At 35.1% G+C, this 15,659-nt stretch carries 16 protein-coding genes; all 16 read left to right on the forward strand.

Going from position 1 to position 15,659, the window contains the following annotated elements:
* The first annotated feature begins 29 nt into the window (after nt 1–29).
* The 16 genes from BBW65_RS04010 (at nt 30) to BBW65_RS04085 (ending at nt 15,626) form a co-directional block, all read left to right on the forward strand.
* Entirely contained in the window at nt 30–803 is a 774-nt protein-coding gene (locus BBW65_RS04010) for a Gfo/Idh/MocA family oxidoreductase (protein ID WP_199919380.1), read from the forward strand.
* The gene (locus BBW65_RS04015; protein ID WP_066340057.1) at nt 791–1,447 is read left to right on the forward strand and encodes a cytidylyltransferase domain-containing protein; all 657 of its coding nucleotides are present in this window, start codon (nt 791–793) and stop codon (nt 1,445–1,447) included. The genes BBW65_RS04010 and BBW65_RS04015 overlap by 13 nt, the downstream gene beginning before the upstream one ends.
* On the forward strand, nt 1,444–2,514 hold the full coding sequence (locus BBW65_RS04020; RefSeq protein ID WP_199919381.1) for a nucleotidyltransferase family protein: 1,071 nt from the start codon (nt 1,444–1,446) through the stop codon (nt 2,512–2,514). Before BBW65_RS04015 ends, BBW65_RS04020 begins: the two co-directional genes overlap by 4 nt.
* Complete coding sequence (locus BBW65_RS04025) at nt 2,504–3,820, forward strand: glutamate-1-semialdehyde 2,1-aminomutase (protein ID WP_066340063.1); 1,317 nt, start codon at nt 2,504–2,506, stop codon at nt 3,818–3,820. Before BBW65_RS04020 ends, BBW65_RS04025 begins: the two co-directional genes overlap by 11 nt.
* Nucleotides 3,821–3,829: 9 nt before the next feature.
* Complete coding sequence (locus tag BBW65_RS04030; RefSeq protein WP_066340066.1) at nt 3,830–4,864, forward strand: hypothetical protein; 1,035 nt, start codon at nt 3,830–3,832, stop codon at nt 4,862–4,864.
* Nucleotides 4,865–4,904: 40 nt separating this feature from the next.
* Entirely contained in the window at nt 4,905–5,606 is a 702-nt protein-coding gene (locus BBW65_RS04035) for a GNAT family N-acetyltransferase (RefSeq protein ID WP_066340073.1), read from the forward strand.
* Nucleotides 5,597–6,367: a flagellin modification protein PtmA gene (gene ptmA, locus BBW65_RS04040; RefSeq protein WP_066340076.1), complete on the forward strand. Its 771-nt coding sequence runs from the start codon at nt 5,597–5,599 to the stop codon at nt 6,365–6,367. Before BBW65_RS04035 ends, ptmA begins: the two co-directional genes overlap by 10 nt.
* Entirely contained in the window at nt 6,364–7,782 is a 1,419-nt protein-coding gene (locus tag BBW65_RS04045; RefSeq protein ID WP_199919382.1) for a hypothetical protein, read from the forward strand. The genes ptmA and BBW65_RS04045 overlap by 4 nt, the downstream gene beginning before the upstream one ends.
* Nucleotides 7,776–8,696: a glycosyltransferase gene (locus BBW65_RS04050; RefSeq protein ID WP_066340082.1), complete on the forward strand. Its 921-nt coding sequence runs from the start codon at nt 7,776–7,778 to the stop codon at nt 8,694–8,696. Before BBW65_RS04045 ends, BBW65_RS04050 begins: the two co-directional genes overlap by 7 nt.
* Nucleotides 8,693–9,553: a methyltransferase, TIGR04325 family gene (locus tag BBW65_RS04055; RefSeq protein ID WP_066340085.1), complete on the forward strand. Its 861-nt coding sequence runs from the start codon at nt 8,693–8,695 to the stop codon at nt 9,551–9,553. Before BBW65_RS04050 ends, BBW65_RS04055 begins: the two co-directional genes overlap by 4 nt.
* Before the next feature lie 79 nt (nt 9,554–9,632).
* Nucleotides 9,633–10,556 carry a glycosyl transferase gene (locus BBW65_RS04060; protein ID WP_066340091.1) on the forward strand — a complete coding sequence of 308 codons (924 nt, stop codon included), beginning with the start codon at nt 9,633–9,635 and terminating at the stop codon, nt 10,554–10,556.
* On the forward strand, nt 10,557–10,922 hold the full coding sequence (locus BBW65_RS04065; protein WP_066340093.1) for a sugar 3,4-ketoisomerase: 366 nt from the start codon (nt 10,557–10,559) through the stop codon (nt 10,920–10,922).
* The gene (locus BBW65_RS04070; protein ID WP_066340095.1) at nt 10,915–12,006 is read left to right on the forward strand and encodes a DegT/DnrJ/EryC1/StrS family aminotransferase; all 1,092 of its coding nucleotides are present in this window, start codon (nt 10,915–10,917) and stop codon (nt 12,004–12,006) included. The genes BBW65_RS04065 and BBW65_RS04070 overlap by 8 nt, the downstream gene beginning before the upstream one ends.
* Before the next feature lie 45 nt (nt 12,007–12,051).
* Entirely contained in the window at nt 12,052–12,927 is an 876-nt protein-coding gene (gene rfbA / locus BBW65_RS04075; protein ID WP_066340098.1) for a glucose-1-phosphate thymidylyltransferase RfbA, read from the forward strand.
* On the forward strand, nt 12,924–13,928 hold the full coding sequence (gene rfbB / locus BBW65_RS04080) for a dTDP-glucose 4,6-dehydratase (RefSeq protein WP_066340102.1): 1,005 nt from the start codon (nt 12,924–12,926) through the stop codon (nt 13,926–13,928). The genes rfbA and rfbB overlap by 4 nt, the downstream gene beginning before the upstream one ends.
* A gap of 3 nt (nt 13,929–13,931) precedes the next feature.
* Nucleotides 13,932–15,626 (forward strand): phosphoethanolamine transferase, encoded by a 1,695-nt coding sequence (locus tag BBW65_RS04085; RefSeq protein ID WP_066340105.1) that lies wholly within the window; start codon nt 13,932–13,934, stop codon nt 15,624–15,626.
* The last annotated feature ends 33 nt before the right edge of the window (nt 15,627–15,659 follow it).

Raw genomic sequence — 15,659 nt, forward strand, 5'->3', positions numbered from 1 at the left:
AGAGTGGCTGGGAAAATATATTCAACTATTTGCAAAAGGAAGAAAAAGATAATTTTGGAATCAAAGATGCAAATATCACTCATATTTGGACACAGGATTTAAATGAAAGCCAAAAAATTGCACAAGCATCAAATATTACTCATATATGCCAAACCTATCATGAAATGATTGATCAAGTCCAAGCAGTGATTATTGCTAGAGATGATTGGCGGTCTCATATAGAAATTGCTCTTCCATTTCTTGAAGCTGGAAAAAATGTTTTCATCGACAAACCTTTATCTCTTTCATTTGAAGAATGTGAGATTTTTCAACCCTATATAAAAAATGGCAAACTCATTAGCTTTTCAAGTCTTAAATTTTCTCCAGAACTTGATTCTATCAAAACAAGAATTAAAGATTTTGGAGAAATCAAACTTATTAGAGGCATTACTCCTAAAACATGGGAAAAATATGCCATTCATCTACTAGATGGCATTAGAGGGGTTTTGGATTTTGATTTTCAAGATATTGTGATTAATAGATGCCAACATGAATCCTTAACAATTTATACAAAAGAGAATATTTTGATACAGCTTGATTGTTTGGGAAATATGCAATATCCGATGCTGCAACTTGAGTTTTTTTCTTCTACAAATTATGAAAAAGCAAATTGTCTCAATGCTTTTGTATCCTTCAAAAGAATGCTAGAATATTTTGTTCAAAGCATCAAAGGACAAACAGAAATTCAAAATAATCTTAAAACACTCAAACAAATGGAAATTCTTATCAAAGGTCAGGAGATTCTAAATAAATGCAAATCCTAGCAATTCTTCAAGCACGCATGAGTTCAACAAGACTACCAGGGAAAGTTGCAATGAAGGTCAAAAATCAAACCATGCTTGAATATGAAATCAAAAGAATCCTCCAAGCAAAAAAAATTGATAAATTGGTAGTGGCAACATCAACTAACAATGAAGATGATATTATCGAAGAGATAACAAAACATAGTAATGTAGAATGTTTTAGAGGTAGTCTGCATAATGTCTTAGATCGTTACTTTCAGTGTACGATAAAATATCAACCCTCACATGTAGTAAGACTTACTGGGGATTGCCCCATTATTGATCCTTGCATCATTGATGATATTATTGAATTGCATTTAAAAACATTAGCAGATTACACAACCAATGGACTAAAAAGAACATTCCCCGATGGTTTAGATACAGAAATTATGACATTTGCAACACTCCAAAAAGTGCATCAAAGAGCAGTAAGTCAAAAAGATCTTGAACATGTAACACATTATATTTATACACATCCGCAAGAATTTAACATTCAACATTATCTCAATGATGAAGATTTTTCACATATTCGATGGACATTGGATTATGAAGAAGATTATAAATTACTAAAAAATATCATAGAATCTCAACCTAACAATACTTTTTCATGGAAGGAATTATTGTGAAGTTTATTCCTGAAATTATTTTGGACGAAAACGCTACGATTAGTGAAGCTGCAAGTTTTTTAGAAAAAAATGATTTTTATGGTGATGGAAAAACCGTTTTGTATGTTCTCAATGATGACAAACAATTATTAGGATCGATTATGGATTCTGATTTGAGAAGAGCCTTGATTGAAAAAAATCTATCATCTGATACAAAGGTCAAAGAGATTATGAATCTCAATCCTAGAAAAATCATTTATGGGCAAACAAAGCAAAATAATGATTTTAAAACTTGGAAAAAATCTCGACATATCCCTATTGTTGATGAAAATAATATTTTACTTGGTTTCAAAGAAAATTACGAAGTTTATTTCTATCCAAATAAAGTTGTCATTATGGCAGGTGGATTGGGAAAAAGATTGAGACCTTTGACTGAACATACCCCAAAACCAATGTTACGCATAGGATCAAAGCCTATTTTGCAAGAAATTATTGAAAGCTTTCAAGAACAAGGTTTTTTGGATTTTTATATCAGCATTAATTACAAAGCTCAAATCATAAAAGAATATTTTGAGAATGGCAAGAAATTCAATGTCAAAATCCAATATCTTGAAGAAGAAAAAGAGCTTGGAACTTGTGGAAGTATCAAACTTGCTCAACGCTTCTTGCAACATCCTTTTTTTGTCATCAATGGAGATGTCTTAGCAAACATTGATTACAACAAAATGCTTCAACAGCACCAAAAAAACAAAAATGATATTACACTTTGTGCTTTTCCATACGCTGTTGATATTCCTTTTGGTGTTATTGAATCAAATGACAAACAATGTGTCAGTCAAATTGTAGAAAAACCACAATATTCTTATATGATAAATTGCGGAGCCTATATCATCAATCCTGAAGTTATAACCTTAATTGATGATAAAAGTCCTATGGATATGCCGACTTTGATTCAAAAGGTGCTTGACAAACAGGGTAAAGTCGGTTTTTTCACCATTAGTGAGTGGATTGACATAGGAAATCTTGAAGATTTTTATCGTGCAAAACACAAAAAACATCTTAAACAAGGAGAACAAAATGAATTTTGACAAATCAAATCAATGGAGAATCAAGGCAAAAGCCCTCATTCCTGGTGGAGGACATACTTATAGCAAGGGTGATGACCAATTTCCAGAACTTAGCCCCTTTGCTATTGTGAGAGGCAAGGGAGGAAGAGTTTGGGATCTTGACAATAATGAATTTGTGGATTGGGGTATGGGCTTAAGCTCTGTTTTATTAGGACATGCTTATGAGCCTATATTGGAAGTTATTCGCAAAGAATTAGAATATGGATGTAATTTCATACGCCCCTCATTCATCGAAGCAGAGGTTGCTGAACTTCTTTGCAATACAATTCCATCAGCACAAATGGTAAAATTTTCCAAAAATGGTTCTAATGCAACAACTGCAGCCGTAAAACTTGCTAGAGCATACACAAAAAAAGATATGGTTCTAAGATGTCAAGATCATGCGTTTTTTAGCATAGATGATTGGTTTATGGGAAATACCGTAGTTAATGCAGGGATACCAAAAAGCACACAAATTTTGACAGATTCTTTTTATTATAATAATCCACAAAGTCTCATTGATAAAATCACAGAGCATAACGGAAATATTGCATGTGTTATCCTAGAGCCAGCAGCCACAGAAGAGCCTACTGATAATTTTCTCCAAAAAATTAGGGAAATTTGCACACAACACAATATTGTGTTGATTTTTGATGAAGTGGTATCAGGATTTAGATTTCATCCAAAAGGTGCACAATTCATTTATGGAGTTACCCCAGATCTCTCAACATTTGGAAAAGCAATGGGAAATGGTTTTTCGATATCTGCACTTGTTGGAAAAAGAGAAATTATGGAATTAGGTGGTATCAACCACAATCAAGAACGCGTATTTTTGCTCTCTACAACCTATGGTGGAGAAACACATCATTTGCGAGCTGCACAAAAGACCATAGAATTACTGATGCAAAATGATTATGAGATTACAAAACATATTTGGAACACAGGCAAAACTTTAAAAGAAGCCTACAATAAGATTGCCCAAGAATGCCATATCGCACAATACACACAAATCACAGGAATTGATTGTCGCCCATACTTCGTCTTTACAAATCAAAAAGGAGAAAATGATTCTATTCTTAGAACACTCTTTATGCAAGAAATGATTAAAAATAATGTTTTAGTCCAAACGCTCAATCCATCTTTTTCTCATCAAGAATCTGAAATATCACAAACAATTGATGCATTTGAAAAATCACTCAAAACTCTTGCAATAGCTATTGAAAACAATAGTGTTAGCTCCTTACTTCAAGGCTCTCCTATCAAACCTGTATTTAGAAAATATAATTGAGAGTAGCAAATGGAAGTTTTATACAAACAACAAGATAAACAGAAGTATTTCAAACACTACATGAGTTTCTTAGAAAAGAAACAATTGCCACTAAGCTATCATCCTTATATCATCAAATATTTTCACCTGATTGCTAAGCCCATAGAAGACAAGAGTTTTGTAGTAATCGAAAATCAACAATGTGTAGGAATCTGCTATTGTCCTATTTATGAAATTAATGGAAAGAAACATATTAGCAATAATGGTGGCTATACTCCTATTCCTATTGGGGAGAATGAAAGGATAACCAAGCATCTTTTCAATCTCTTAGATGAGATTGCAATCCAAACTTCTTGCTCTAGCATTCGTTTATATGTTGATTCACAATATAGCACACAATTTATCAATCAGAGAATGATGTCTGATACAGAAAACATGCTTTTGTTAAAAAAATATGGATATATTGATACTTCATCTATCAATACAATTGCTGATCTCACTCTCCCTCAAGAAGAGATGCGAAAACGCTTGAGAAAAAGTTATAAACCACTTATTAATTCGTATATGAAGAAATCGTGTTATTCAATTCATAAAATAACCCAAAGCAATCCAAACAAAGATATTCACGATCAATATGTCCATTTCCATCATCTCTGCTCTGGACGCAAAACTAGAAGTGATGAGAGCTTTGAGATTCAATATCAAATGCTTTTAGATGGATTTGCAACACTATTTGGACTTTGTTACAACAAAGATTTTATTGGATTTTGCTACTTTTTTCATCATTTTCATTATGTTACATATCATAGTGGAGCTGATGATCCCAAATACGAAGGAAGCAAGATTCCAATCTATCATCTCATACTTTGGAATGCCTTTTGTGATTTTCATAAGATGGGCTATGTAAGTTGCAATATGAGCCAACCCTCTAATTTTTCAGTGTTGCAAGGTTTTGGAGATTATAGTGATGAGAAACAAATCAATATTGCAAGCTTTAAAAGAGGTGTGGGGGGGGGGCTACTCCTCTTATTCGAGGGATTAAATATTTTGATAAAGAATGCTTAATTGAAGAGATTGATTTTTTTAAAAAAGAAGGATTAGAAAAATGTTAGATATTTTTATTGAAGGTGAAGTGATTGATTTGAGAATCCCAACGCTAGAGCTTGCAGAAACATCTGATTGGTATAAATGGTTTAATCATCCACATACAACAGCTTTCTTAGAACACGGGGTGTTTCCAAACACTCGTGAAAAACAAATAGAGTTTTTCAAAAGAGCGATGGACGAAAGACTTTTGTTGATGGTTACAAACAAAGATGGGACAATTATTGGATCCACTAGCTTAATGAATATTGATTACAAAACACGCACTGCTGGAAGTGGCTTGGTGATTGGAGATTTTATATGCAAAAACCCTCTTGAAGCCCTAGAAGCTGTTGCAAGAATCACTGAACATGGATTTTGCAAACTTGGATTGAAACGCATTGAAGCAGCACAACATATCAAGCTCATTCCTTGGTCGCATCGTATGAGCTTGATTGGTTATCGTCTTGAGGGGATTTTCCAAAAAGCTTTTGTGAAAGGTATTGAAGTTGTAGATGTTTTAAGAATCTCTGCTCATTATGATGACTATGAAAAGATTATTGCTTCAAGGGGGGGGGGTTATGGGATTCTCAAGAAAAAATGCTTGAGCGTGTTAAAAAACTTCCAAAGCCATCTATCCACAAAAAACTTCAAAAGTTTTTTGAAGAATCCCAAGAGTATTATCATAATATTTTTACATCATAAGGAAAAACAATGCTTCTAAAAGACAAAATAGTTATCATCACAGGGGGTGCTGGACTTATCGGAAAATCTCTGTGCCAAGCCATTATTCAAAATGGAGGGATTGCAGTGATAGCAGATATTTCTCAAGAGCTTGGAGAAAAGGCTCAACATCAAATCGATCCTTCAAAGGAGCATTCACTTTTTGTAGAAATGGATATCACTGCAAAAGAAAGTATTGCTAGTGCGATTGCAAAGATTCATCAAGAATATGGCAAGATTGATGCTTTGGTGAATAATGCCTATCCACGCACCAAGCTATGGGGGAAAAATGATTTTTATCATTTTGATTTTGAGGATTTTTGCCAAAATCTCAAACTCCAGCTTGGGGGCTATGTGCTTACAAGCCAACAATTTGCTCTTTATTTCAAAAAACAAGGTTGGGGGAATATCATATCGATGTCCTCGATTATGGGAGTTTATGCTCCAAAATTTGAAAACTATGTAGGCACGGATATGGATAGCGTAGTGGATTATTCTATCATCAAAGCAGGGATTAATCACATGACACGCTGGATGGCAAAATATCTTGCCAACACTGGCATTAGAGTTAATGCCATTGCACCGGGAGGAATCCTTGCTAACCAACCTCAAAGTTTCCTGCAAAAATATCGCAATTGCTGCACGAACAAAGGAATGCTTGATCCTCAAGATCTTAATGGCACTTTGATTTATCTGTTGAGTGATATGAGCAAATATGTCAATGGACAAATTCTTATTGTTGATGATGGATGGGGATTGTGAAACATAATATATTTTTGCTCGATAGAGATGGCGATATGCTTGAGTATATTCTCGCCCATTCTCAAGATAAGATTGTCGCACTAGTATGTGAAAAACACAAAAAAATCCTAGATCTTATTTCTCAATATCCAGAGAGGATTCTGCATATCATTGATTATAATGCTTTGCTTGATATTCAAAGCGTTGAATGTATTGATTATAGCTTGATTGCAAAAATGAAATTTGCTCAAATTGATATTGAAACCATGCTCCATCGCATCATGCTCAATAATCCTCTAGCCAAAGATATCTATCATCAACATCTCTCTTTTTTCGCACAAATTTTCAAACAAAATCAAATTGATATTTTGGTTTCTGCAGAAGCCAATCTTGCTTCACCTAATCATCATATCCCTTTTGCTCTATGCTGCCTACTTGGAATCCCTTGCTATTCTCTTGAAGGTTATCACTATACCGCTGTAGCACTCAAAAACCACAATAATCGCAAGGAAAACTACGCAACATCACAAAAAAACATTCCTTTTGTTAGTCAGACAATCTGTGCTTCTGCAGAAAATATCATTTATTACACACTCAAAACTTCAAAAGAATATCAAAAAATGAGCATCAAAAGAATCATCAAAAATTTTGCATTAAAACTTGGGGGTGAGATGCTCTCACAATTTCTTGTTTGTTTATCAAGGTTAAATTTTAAGCAAGATCGACTAGGCATCCCCTATTCTTATTGGGATAAACTCTATTATTTTTTTAGATACAAACAACTCAAAAGATACTATGACAAGCACTCCGTGATTCCTAATTTGAAAGAAAAATATATTTATTATAGCCTTCATCTTGAACCAGAGGCTGCGATCATAGGACAAACGATCCTAGAAAGTCAGCTTACCATCATCAAAATGCTCTCCCAAGCCCTCCCTAATGGGTGGAGATTATATGTCAAAGAACATCCACACCAATTTATGCTCAACAATGAAGTCTCTCATTATTTCATCAACAACTTGGATTTTTTCAAAAACATCAGCCTCTATCAAGAGATCAAAAAATTGAAAAATGTTGAATTAGTTTCGCTCAAAATTTCCTCAAAAGAGCTGATGCAAAATGCACAAGCAATTGCTACTTTTGGTGGAACTATTAGTTTAGAATCTGCATTTGATAATATTCCAGCTATTTTATTCAATCCCTTTGAAAGTGTATATGGAGTGCTAGATCATACTTTGCATGTAACTTCCTATGCTGATTTACTCACAGCAATCCAAAAGATTCAAGATGGTTTTTTGAAAGACAAAAAAATCAATATCCAAAAAATCAATCCTTATTTAGCCAATCCCAATGATGCTAACTTTTATGATAATCTTTTTGCCACTATCAAAGAACATGCCAAAACAATCAAACCCACAGGAGAGAAGCTTTGGTAGAACGATCTCTAGCCCCCATTGTCCTATTTGTCTATAATCGTCCATCACACACACGCCAAACGATACAAGCACTTTTGCAAAATCCCCTTGCCTCACAAAGTCAGCTTTTCATCTATTCAGATGCTCCAAAAGACACCAAAACAAAACAAGCCGTTGAAGAAGTAAGAGAATATATCCACACTATAGAGGGCTTTGAAAACATCACAATCATTGAGAGGGAGAGAAATTTTGGCTTAGCTGATTCTATCATCGATGGTGTAACTTCCATTGTGAATCAATATGGAAAAATCATTGTTTTGGAAGATGATATTGTCGTCTCTCCTTGTTTTTTGGAGTATATGAATGAAGCACTTGCTATGTATGAAGAAGATCTAAAAGTGGCTTGTATTTCTGCTTTTAATTTTCCTCTCAAATACCCTCAAAATATGCAAGATACAACTTTTTTCCTCAAAGGAGCGGATTGCTGGGGATGGGGCACTTGGGAAAGAGCGTGGAAACATTTTCAAAAGGATGGGAGCCAACTTCTAAAAGAGATTCAAGAAAAAAAATTGCAAAAACAATTTGATCTTGACAACTCCTACCCTTACACCCAAATGCTAAAAAATCAGATCAAAGGCAAAAACAATTCTTGGGCGGTCCGTTGGTATGCTTCTGCTTTTTTGAAAAATATGCTTTGTCTATACCCCAAACACTCTTTAGTCGAAAATATTGGCACAGATGGCACACATTTCAAAAATGCGAAAAAAAATGAGTTTTTTGGGGTTATTTCTGATACATCGTTTTGTATCACAAAGCTTAAGTGTCGTGAGAATCTTGAAGCAAGACAAGCTTTGATTTTTTTCTTTAAAAATCAAAAAGGGTTATTTTTTTGTAGAATATTAAAAAAAGCAAAGCAATTTTTGAGGATTTCGTGAAAACAATTTTTAAAAAACTATGCCCTCCAATCATTAAAGATTGTTTCAATCTTTTATTGCAAAGAAACATTCAATGGACTGGAAACTACACATCTTGGCAAGAAGCACAAACAAATGCGATTGGCTATGATCCAAATATGTTTATCCATCAGCTTGTCCAATCAGCAAAAATAGCAAGAGATGATGAGGAAAAAGTCGAGAGAGATAGCTTGATTTTCAATCGTTCAGAGGTCACCTATCCCTATCCATTGCTTAGCAATCTTTTTGCTTTTTGCACCCATACTCAAGCACAAAGTCTTTTCATTCTTGATCTTGGAGGTAGTTTGGGAAGCCTTTATTATCAGAATCGCAAGTTTTTGAGTTTGCTTCCAAAATTTACTTGGAATATTCTAGAACAAGAGCAGATCATCCAAATAGGTAAAAAAGAATTTCAAAACCACACATTGTTCTTCCACTCCTCATATCAAGAGGCGGGGACACGACTCAAAGCTTCAGATACAAAAATCCTTGTTTTATCAAGTGTTTTACAATATCTTGAAAAACCCTTTGAAACACTCAAGCCAATCTTAGAGTATTTTGATTTTGATTGCATTCTTGTTGATCGCACACCCTTTAGCACAAACCATCAAGCACGCATTGCGATTCAAAAAGTCCCAAAGCGTATTTATCATTCTTCTTACCCTTGTCATCTTTTTAGCAAACATTTCTTTCTAGACTTTTTCCAAAATTTCACAACTAGCAGGGGGGGGGGGTATGATTTGTTTGATGAATTTGATAGCTACATTGATTGCAACCAAAAAGAATTATTTTTCTTGGGCTTTGCATTCAAAAGGAGGGAGCAATGCTTAAAAAACTAAAACTTTTTTTTAGAAAACAACAATTCCACCCAAACTTTTTTGGAATCTTTCTCAACATTGTTGTTGTGGCACGAAAAGTATGATTTACAATTACTGCACTCTTTTTGATTCCAACTATCTTACAAGGGGCATTGCGATGCTTGAGAGCCTCAATCGACATACGCAAGACTTCCATCTCTATATTTTGGCTTTTGATACACTCGCTTACAATATTCTCACAAACATCAATCATCCCAAAACCACCATCATCAGTATGGAACAATTTGAGACGCCAGATTTGCTTCAAGTCAAGCAAGATCGCACAAGGGGAGAATATTGCTGGACTTGCACTCCATTTATCATTGATTATTGCATTCAGACTTTTAATCTCTCACATTGCACTTATCTTGATGCTGATTTATACTTTTTTGATAATCCCAATATTTTGATAGATGAAATGCAAGATAATTCGGTTTTGCTAACCAAACACAACTACACTCCAAAATACAATCAAGAAGCCACAAGTGGAATCTATTGCGTCCAATTTATGACTTTTAAAGCTACTCAAAAAGGTTTGGAAGCTTTGCAATGGTGGAAAGATCGTTGTTTTGAGTGGTGCTATGCACGCTTTGAAAATGGAAAGTTTGGAGATCAAAAGTATCTTGATGATTGGACACAACGCTTTGAGGGTGTGCATGTTTTGCAAAATATTCGAGGCGGACTTGCTCCTTGGAATATCCAACAATACCACGACATATCCCCTATTTTTTATCATTTTCATCATCTCAAATTTATCGATGAGGACAAAATCGATCTGTGTCCTTACTTTCTCCCCCCACACACAATCAAAACGATTTATGCTCCCTACATCCAACATTTGCTCCAATTGAGAATGCGATTTTATCCCCAAAATTTTGATGGACGCACCAAGCCACACTTCACTTGGAAAACGCCTTTGCGATGGATCAAACGCAAACTTCTCAACACATACAATATCTATAATCTCAAAAACTTTGGAATCTAAATGGCTTGTTATCTACAAATACCTACGCATAATGATGATAGAGGGAGTTTGAGTGTTATTGAAAAGATTCTGCCTTTTGAAATCAAGCGTGTTTATTATATGTATGATGTTTCCCAAACTCGAGGAGGACACGCACACATCAAAACAACTCAAGCCTTTGTGTGTTTGGGGGGAAGTTGCGAAATCGTTACACAGACAAAACAATGCAGACAAAGTTTCCTGCTTGATTCTCCTCAAAAATGCTTAGTTTTGGAGCCTCACGAATGGCATACGATTGAGAACCTTTCACCACAAGCTTTCTTGCTTGTCCTTGCATCAGAATACTACGATCCATCAGACTATATTGTGGAGATTCCCAATGATTGAATATGAAAACTTAAGCAAAGCCAATGCAAGATTTTCCCAAGAGTTCCAAGAACAATTTCATCATTTTTTGGAAAAAGGGTGGTTTATTTTGGGAGAAAATGTCTCAAAGTTTGAGGAAGAATTTGCCCAATATGTTGGCACAAAATATTGTGTAGGTGTAGCATCAGGACTTGATGCTCTAATTTTGTCCCTACAAGCACTCAATTTGCCAAAAGATTCTGAAGTGCTTGTCCCATCCAACACTTATATCGCTACCATTTTGTCTATTTTGAGGAATGATCTTAAGCCCGTTTTGGTAGAACCCAATATCCACACATACAATATCGATCCACACAAAATCAAAGAAAAAATCACCTCCAAAACCAAAGCGATTGTCATAGTGCATCTCTATGGCAAAGCGTGTGAAATGGATCCTATTCTCTCTATTTGCCGAGATTATGACTTGCATCTCGTAGAAGATTGTGCTCAAGCACACGGAGCAAGATACAAAAACAAGCAAGTGGGGACATTTGGGATTGGTTGTTTTAGCTTTTATCCCACAAAAAATCTTGGGGCTCTTGGAGATGCTGGAGGCATCACAACAAATGATCCACAATTGGCAGAAAAACTTAGGGCTTTACGCAATTATGGATCCAAACAAAAATACATCAATCAATATATTGGCTACAACTCAAGACTTGATGAGCTCCAGGCTTGTTTTTTGCGTATCAAACTTAAATCTTTGAATGAACTTATTGCCCATAAACGCACACTTGCAAGCCTCTATTTAGAAAATTTGAAGAAAGATTTTATCTGCCCTATTGTCGAAAAAGATTTTTTTGATGTGTATCATATTTTTAACATCAGGCATTCCCAAAGAGATCAGCTCAAATCCTATCTTTTTGAGCAAAATATCGCTACAGAGATACATTATCCCATCCCATCCCATAGGCAAGAAGCTATGCAAGGGATTTTTGATACAAATTATCCCATTGCCGAAACAATACATCAAACCACCCTTAGCCTTCCTATCTCTTTTGCTCATACCCAAGAAGAGATTTGGCAAGTCATCGAGACGCTCAACAAATGGAAATCCATCACCTAAAACACAAAACTTGATAGAATTGCATATTTTTATAAAGGAAGTTGATTGAAAGGAATTATTTTAGCTGGAGGAAGTGGCACTCGTTTGTTTCCATTGACAAAAGGTGTTGTTAAGCAGCTTTTGCCTATTTATGACAAACCAATGATTTATTATCCTCTTTCAATCCTTATGCTTGCAGGGATCAAAGAAATCTTAATCATCTCAACTCCTAGAGATATTCAAAGATTCCGAGATCTTTTGGGTGATGGTTCGCAATTAGGACTTAGATTTGAATACATTATTCAAAATCATCCAAATGGACTTGCAGAAGCTTTTATTTTGGGAGAAGAATTCATTCAAGGAGATGATGTGTGCCTTGTCCTTGGAGACAATCTGATTTATGGAGAAGGGCTCATCAAAACACTTCAATCTAGTGTGGCAAAAGTCAAAGAAAAAAGGGAAGGAGTTGTGTTTGGCTACTATGTCAATAATCCCTCTGATTATGGCATCGTAGAATTTGATCAAAACAATCAAGTTATTTCGATTCAAGAAAAACCAAAATGCCCAAAAAGCAATTTCGCAGTGATTGGATTGTATTTTTATCCCAATGATGTCACAACAAAAGCAAAACAAGTGGTCCCATCCTCTCGAGGAGAGCTTGAAATCACCTCGATCAATCAGCTCTATCTACAAGAGCAAAGACTTCAGGTGGAGTTTTTGGGGCGTGGTTACGCTTGGCTTGACACTGGCACATACGATCATCTTTTGGAAGCAAGTAATTTCATCGAGATTATTGAGAAGCGACAAGGACTAAAAATCGCCTGTATTGAAGAGATTGCCTACAAAATGGGTTATATTTCACGCCAAGATCTTCAAAACTTGGGAAAAAATATGGAAAAAAATCAATACGGACAATATATCTTAAAGATTGCAGAGCAATGAGAAATATTCTAATTACAGGTGGAGCAGGCTTTATTGGAAGCAACTTTATTGATTATTTTTTAAAACGCTATCCTCATTACAAGATTTTCAATCTCGATGTATTGACCTATGCAGGAAAATTGGAAAATATGAATGAGTTTTATCATCACCCAAATCATACTTTTATACAAGGAGACATCTGCGATCTTAATTTGTTGGGAGAGATTTTTGAAAAATACAAAATCGATTCTATCATTCATTTTGCTGCAGAATCTCATGTTGATAACTCCATTGCCTCTCCCAATGCTTTTGTCCAAACCAACATCAACGGCACATTTTCTTTGTTGCAAACCGCATTGCATTTTTGGCTCAAAAATCCCTTTGATTACAAAACCCCTTATGGGATCTTCCACCACATTAGCACAGATGAAGTTTATGGTAGTTTGGGGGACACTGGATATTTCACAGAAACAACACCTTACGCCCCAAATTCTCCCTATTCTGCCTCCAAAGCATCTAGCGATATGCTTGTGAAAAGCTATCATCACACTTATGGACTTAAAACCTTCATTACCAACTGCTCCAATAATTATGGACCAAAACAACACGATGAAAAACTCATCCCGACCATTATTCGCAAAGCCATCAATCAAGAAGATATTCCAATTTATGGAAATGGTTTAAATATTCGAGATTGGCTTTATGTTTTGGATCATTGTGCGGGGATCGATCTTGTTTTCCATAGCCAAAATTTTGGAGAGACTTACAACATTGGTGGTAACAACGAGCATACAAACATACAAATCGCTCATCTAGTGTGCAAGATTCTAGATGAACTGCATCCAAAAGCAAAAGGGAAATATTCAGACCAAATTACTTATGTCAAAGATCGTTTGGGGCACGACCATCGTTACGCAATCGACGCGTCAAAAATCAGAAATCAGCTCAATTGGACCACCCATTACCCGTTTGTATCAGGAATACACCAAACAATACTTTGGTATCTAAAATCACAAGGATAAATTATGCAAAAAATTTATCGGAATTTCTTTGACAATCAAATGTTGTTTTTTAGAACTTATATATTTATTTTTGGGTTATACGCCTATGACTATCTCCTTTTGCTGATTGACAACAATGTATCATTAGGTAGTTTGTTTTTTGGCTTTTTCTCTTCTTGCATTCTTGCGGCTTTTCTCTGTCTCATTGCTATGTTCCCCAAAAAGATAAGTCGCTACCTTATGTGGCTCTCAAGCCTCATATCTTGTGCTGTGTTTTTGATTGATATTTTTTGCTGGATCACTTTTGAAGCACCATTGAGTGCGACAATGCTAATAACTGCATTTGAAACCAATTTGCAAGAAAGTCTATCTTTTGTTGAACTATATTTCAATTTTAGGATACTTGGAGCATTCTTACTGACAAGCCTTTATGCATATCTTTGTTTTTTTGTTGGCAACCAAAAAACTTTTAAATATAGTGGGGGGGGGGGATTACTCTTTTTGTCCCCATTTGTTCTTTTAGGCTTGTGTTTTGCACTATATGATTTCTATACATTAAAAAATGATTTTAGCGGTTGTCAATACAAAAAATCCTTCTCCTTTCTTATCCCAATGCGACAAATCTGTGCTTTCAACCTAGCTTTCAATGACAACAAGCAAACAAAAGATCTATTGGACAAACTCAAAACTGATTTTCAAACACAAAGCACCGAATTCACAAGAAAAAACAAAATCGAAAATATCGTTTTGATTTTGGGCGAATCCACGCAAAAAAATCATATGCAAATTTATGGCTATGATCTACCCACTACCCCCAATTTGGCAAAACTCGATACAAAAAATCTCATCATCTACAACAATGTGATTTCTCCTCACGCACAGACAACACTCTCTCTTCGCAAAGTGCTAACATTTCTCAACTACGAAAACGAAGATAACAAGCAAGATGTATATACATTGGGAAATCTAATCACTCTTTTTAATCAGGCTAATTATTCAACTTTTTGGATCTCTAATCAACTTGGAAAAACACATGGTGGAGTTACTTCAGTCATTGCTACAAGTAGCAAAAAATACAACTTTGCCTCACAATATAAACAAAATTTCGAAGAAGTGTTCCACGATGGCAAACTATTGCCAATCATTGATATGGAACAAAACAGCAACAAGGAAAAATACAATCTTTTTGTAATTCACTTGATGGGAACACACGCTTCCTATGGGAATCGATACCCTCCGCATTTTTCTTTTTTTGATGATTCGCTTTATCACGGAAAAAAACAACGCACAATCGCTCGATATGACAATGCGGTGCTATACAATGATTATGTCGTGAGTGAAATTATCAAAAAGTTTACAAATCGCGATGCGATTGTGATTTATATCTCAGATCACGGCGAAGAACTTTATGAAAATAATAGCGATTTTGCCGGTCATTCTGATGACAGAATCAGCAAACCTATGGTTGAAATCCCAATGCTAGTATATGTCTCCGATCTTTTTATACAAAATCACCCCATACTTTATACACAGCTTCAATCATCGGTTGATTCCAAATATATGACTGATGATCTAATCCATACTATATTGGATATTGCAGGGATCAAAACTCTCGGATTTGATCCGACACGAAGTATCATCAATCAAAAATTCAATCCCAATAGAATCAGAATGATTGGTGGCAAAAATGGCAAAAATTACGATGCAATCAATCGCTAAAATATAAATCTGTTATAATCTCTCAAATCCAAA

Origin of the sequence: Helicobacter enhydrae, from assembly GCF_001693335.1 — a bacterium.
GTDB classification, from domain to species: Bacteria; Campylobacterota; Campylobacteria; order Campylobacterales; family Helicobacteraceae; genus Helicobacter_G; species Helicobacter_G enhydrae.

Excerpts from the sequence above, each read along its gene's own strand:
- BBW65_RS04065 (WP_066340093.1), top strand. The coding sequence starts at position 10,557 with ATGGCTTGTTATCTACAAATACCTACGCATAATGATGATAGAGGGAGT.
- rfbB (WP_066340102.1), top strand. The coding sequence starts at position 12,924 with ATGAGAAATATTCTAATTACAGGTGGAGCAGGCTTTATTGGAAGCAAC.
- BBW65_RS04060 (WP_066340091.1), top strand. The coding sequence starts at position 9,633 with ATGATTTACAATTACTGCACTCTTTTTGATTCCAACTATCTTACAAGG.
- BBW65_RS04025 (WP_066340063.1), top strand. The coding sequence starts at position 2,504 with ATGAATTTTGACAAATCAAATCAATGGAGAATCAAGGCAAAAGCCCTC.
- BBW65_RS04085 (WP_066340105.1), top strand. The coding sequence starts at position 13,932 with ATGCAAAAAATTTATCGGAATTTCTTTGACAATCAAATGTTGTTTTTT.
- BBW65_RS04035 (WP_066340073.1), top strand. The coding sequence starts at position 4,905 with ATGTTAGATATTTTTATTGAAGGTGAAGTGATTGATTTGAGAATCCCA.
- BBW65_RS04015 (WP_066340057.1), top strand. The coding sequence starts at position 791 with ATGCAAATCCTAGCAATTCTTCAAGCACGCATGAGTTCAACAAGACTA.
- BBW65_RS04070 (WP_066340095.1), top strand. The coding sequence starts at position 10,915 with ATGATTGAATATGAAAACTTAAGCAAAGCCAATGCAAGATTTTCCCAA.
- BBW65_RS04030 (WP_066340066.1), top strand. The coding sequence starts at position 3,830 with ATGGAAGTTTTATACAAACAACAAGATAAACAGAAGTATTTCAAACAC.
- ptmA (WP_066340076.1), top strand. The coding sequence starts at position 5,597 with ATGCTTCTAAAAGACAAAATAGTTATCATCACAGGGGGTGCTGGACTT.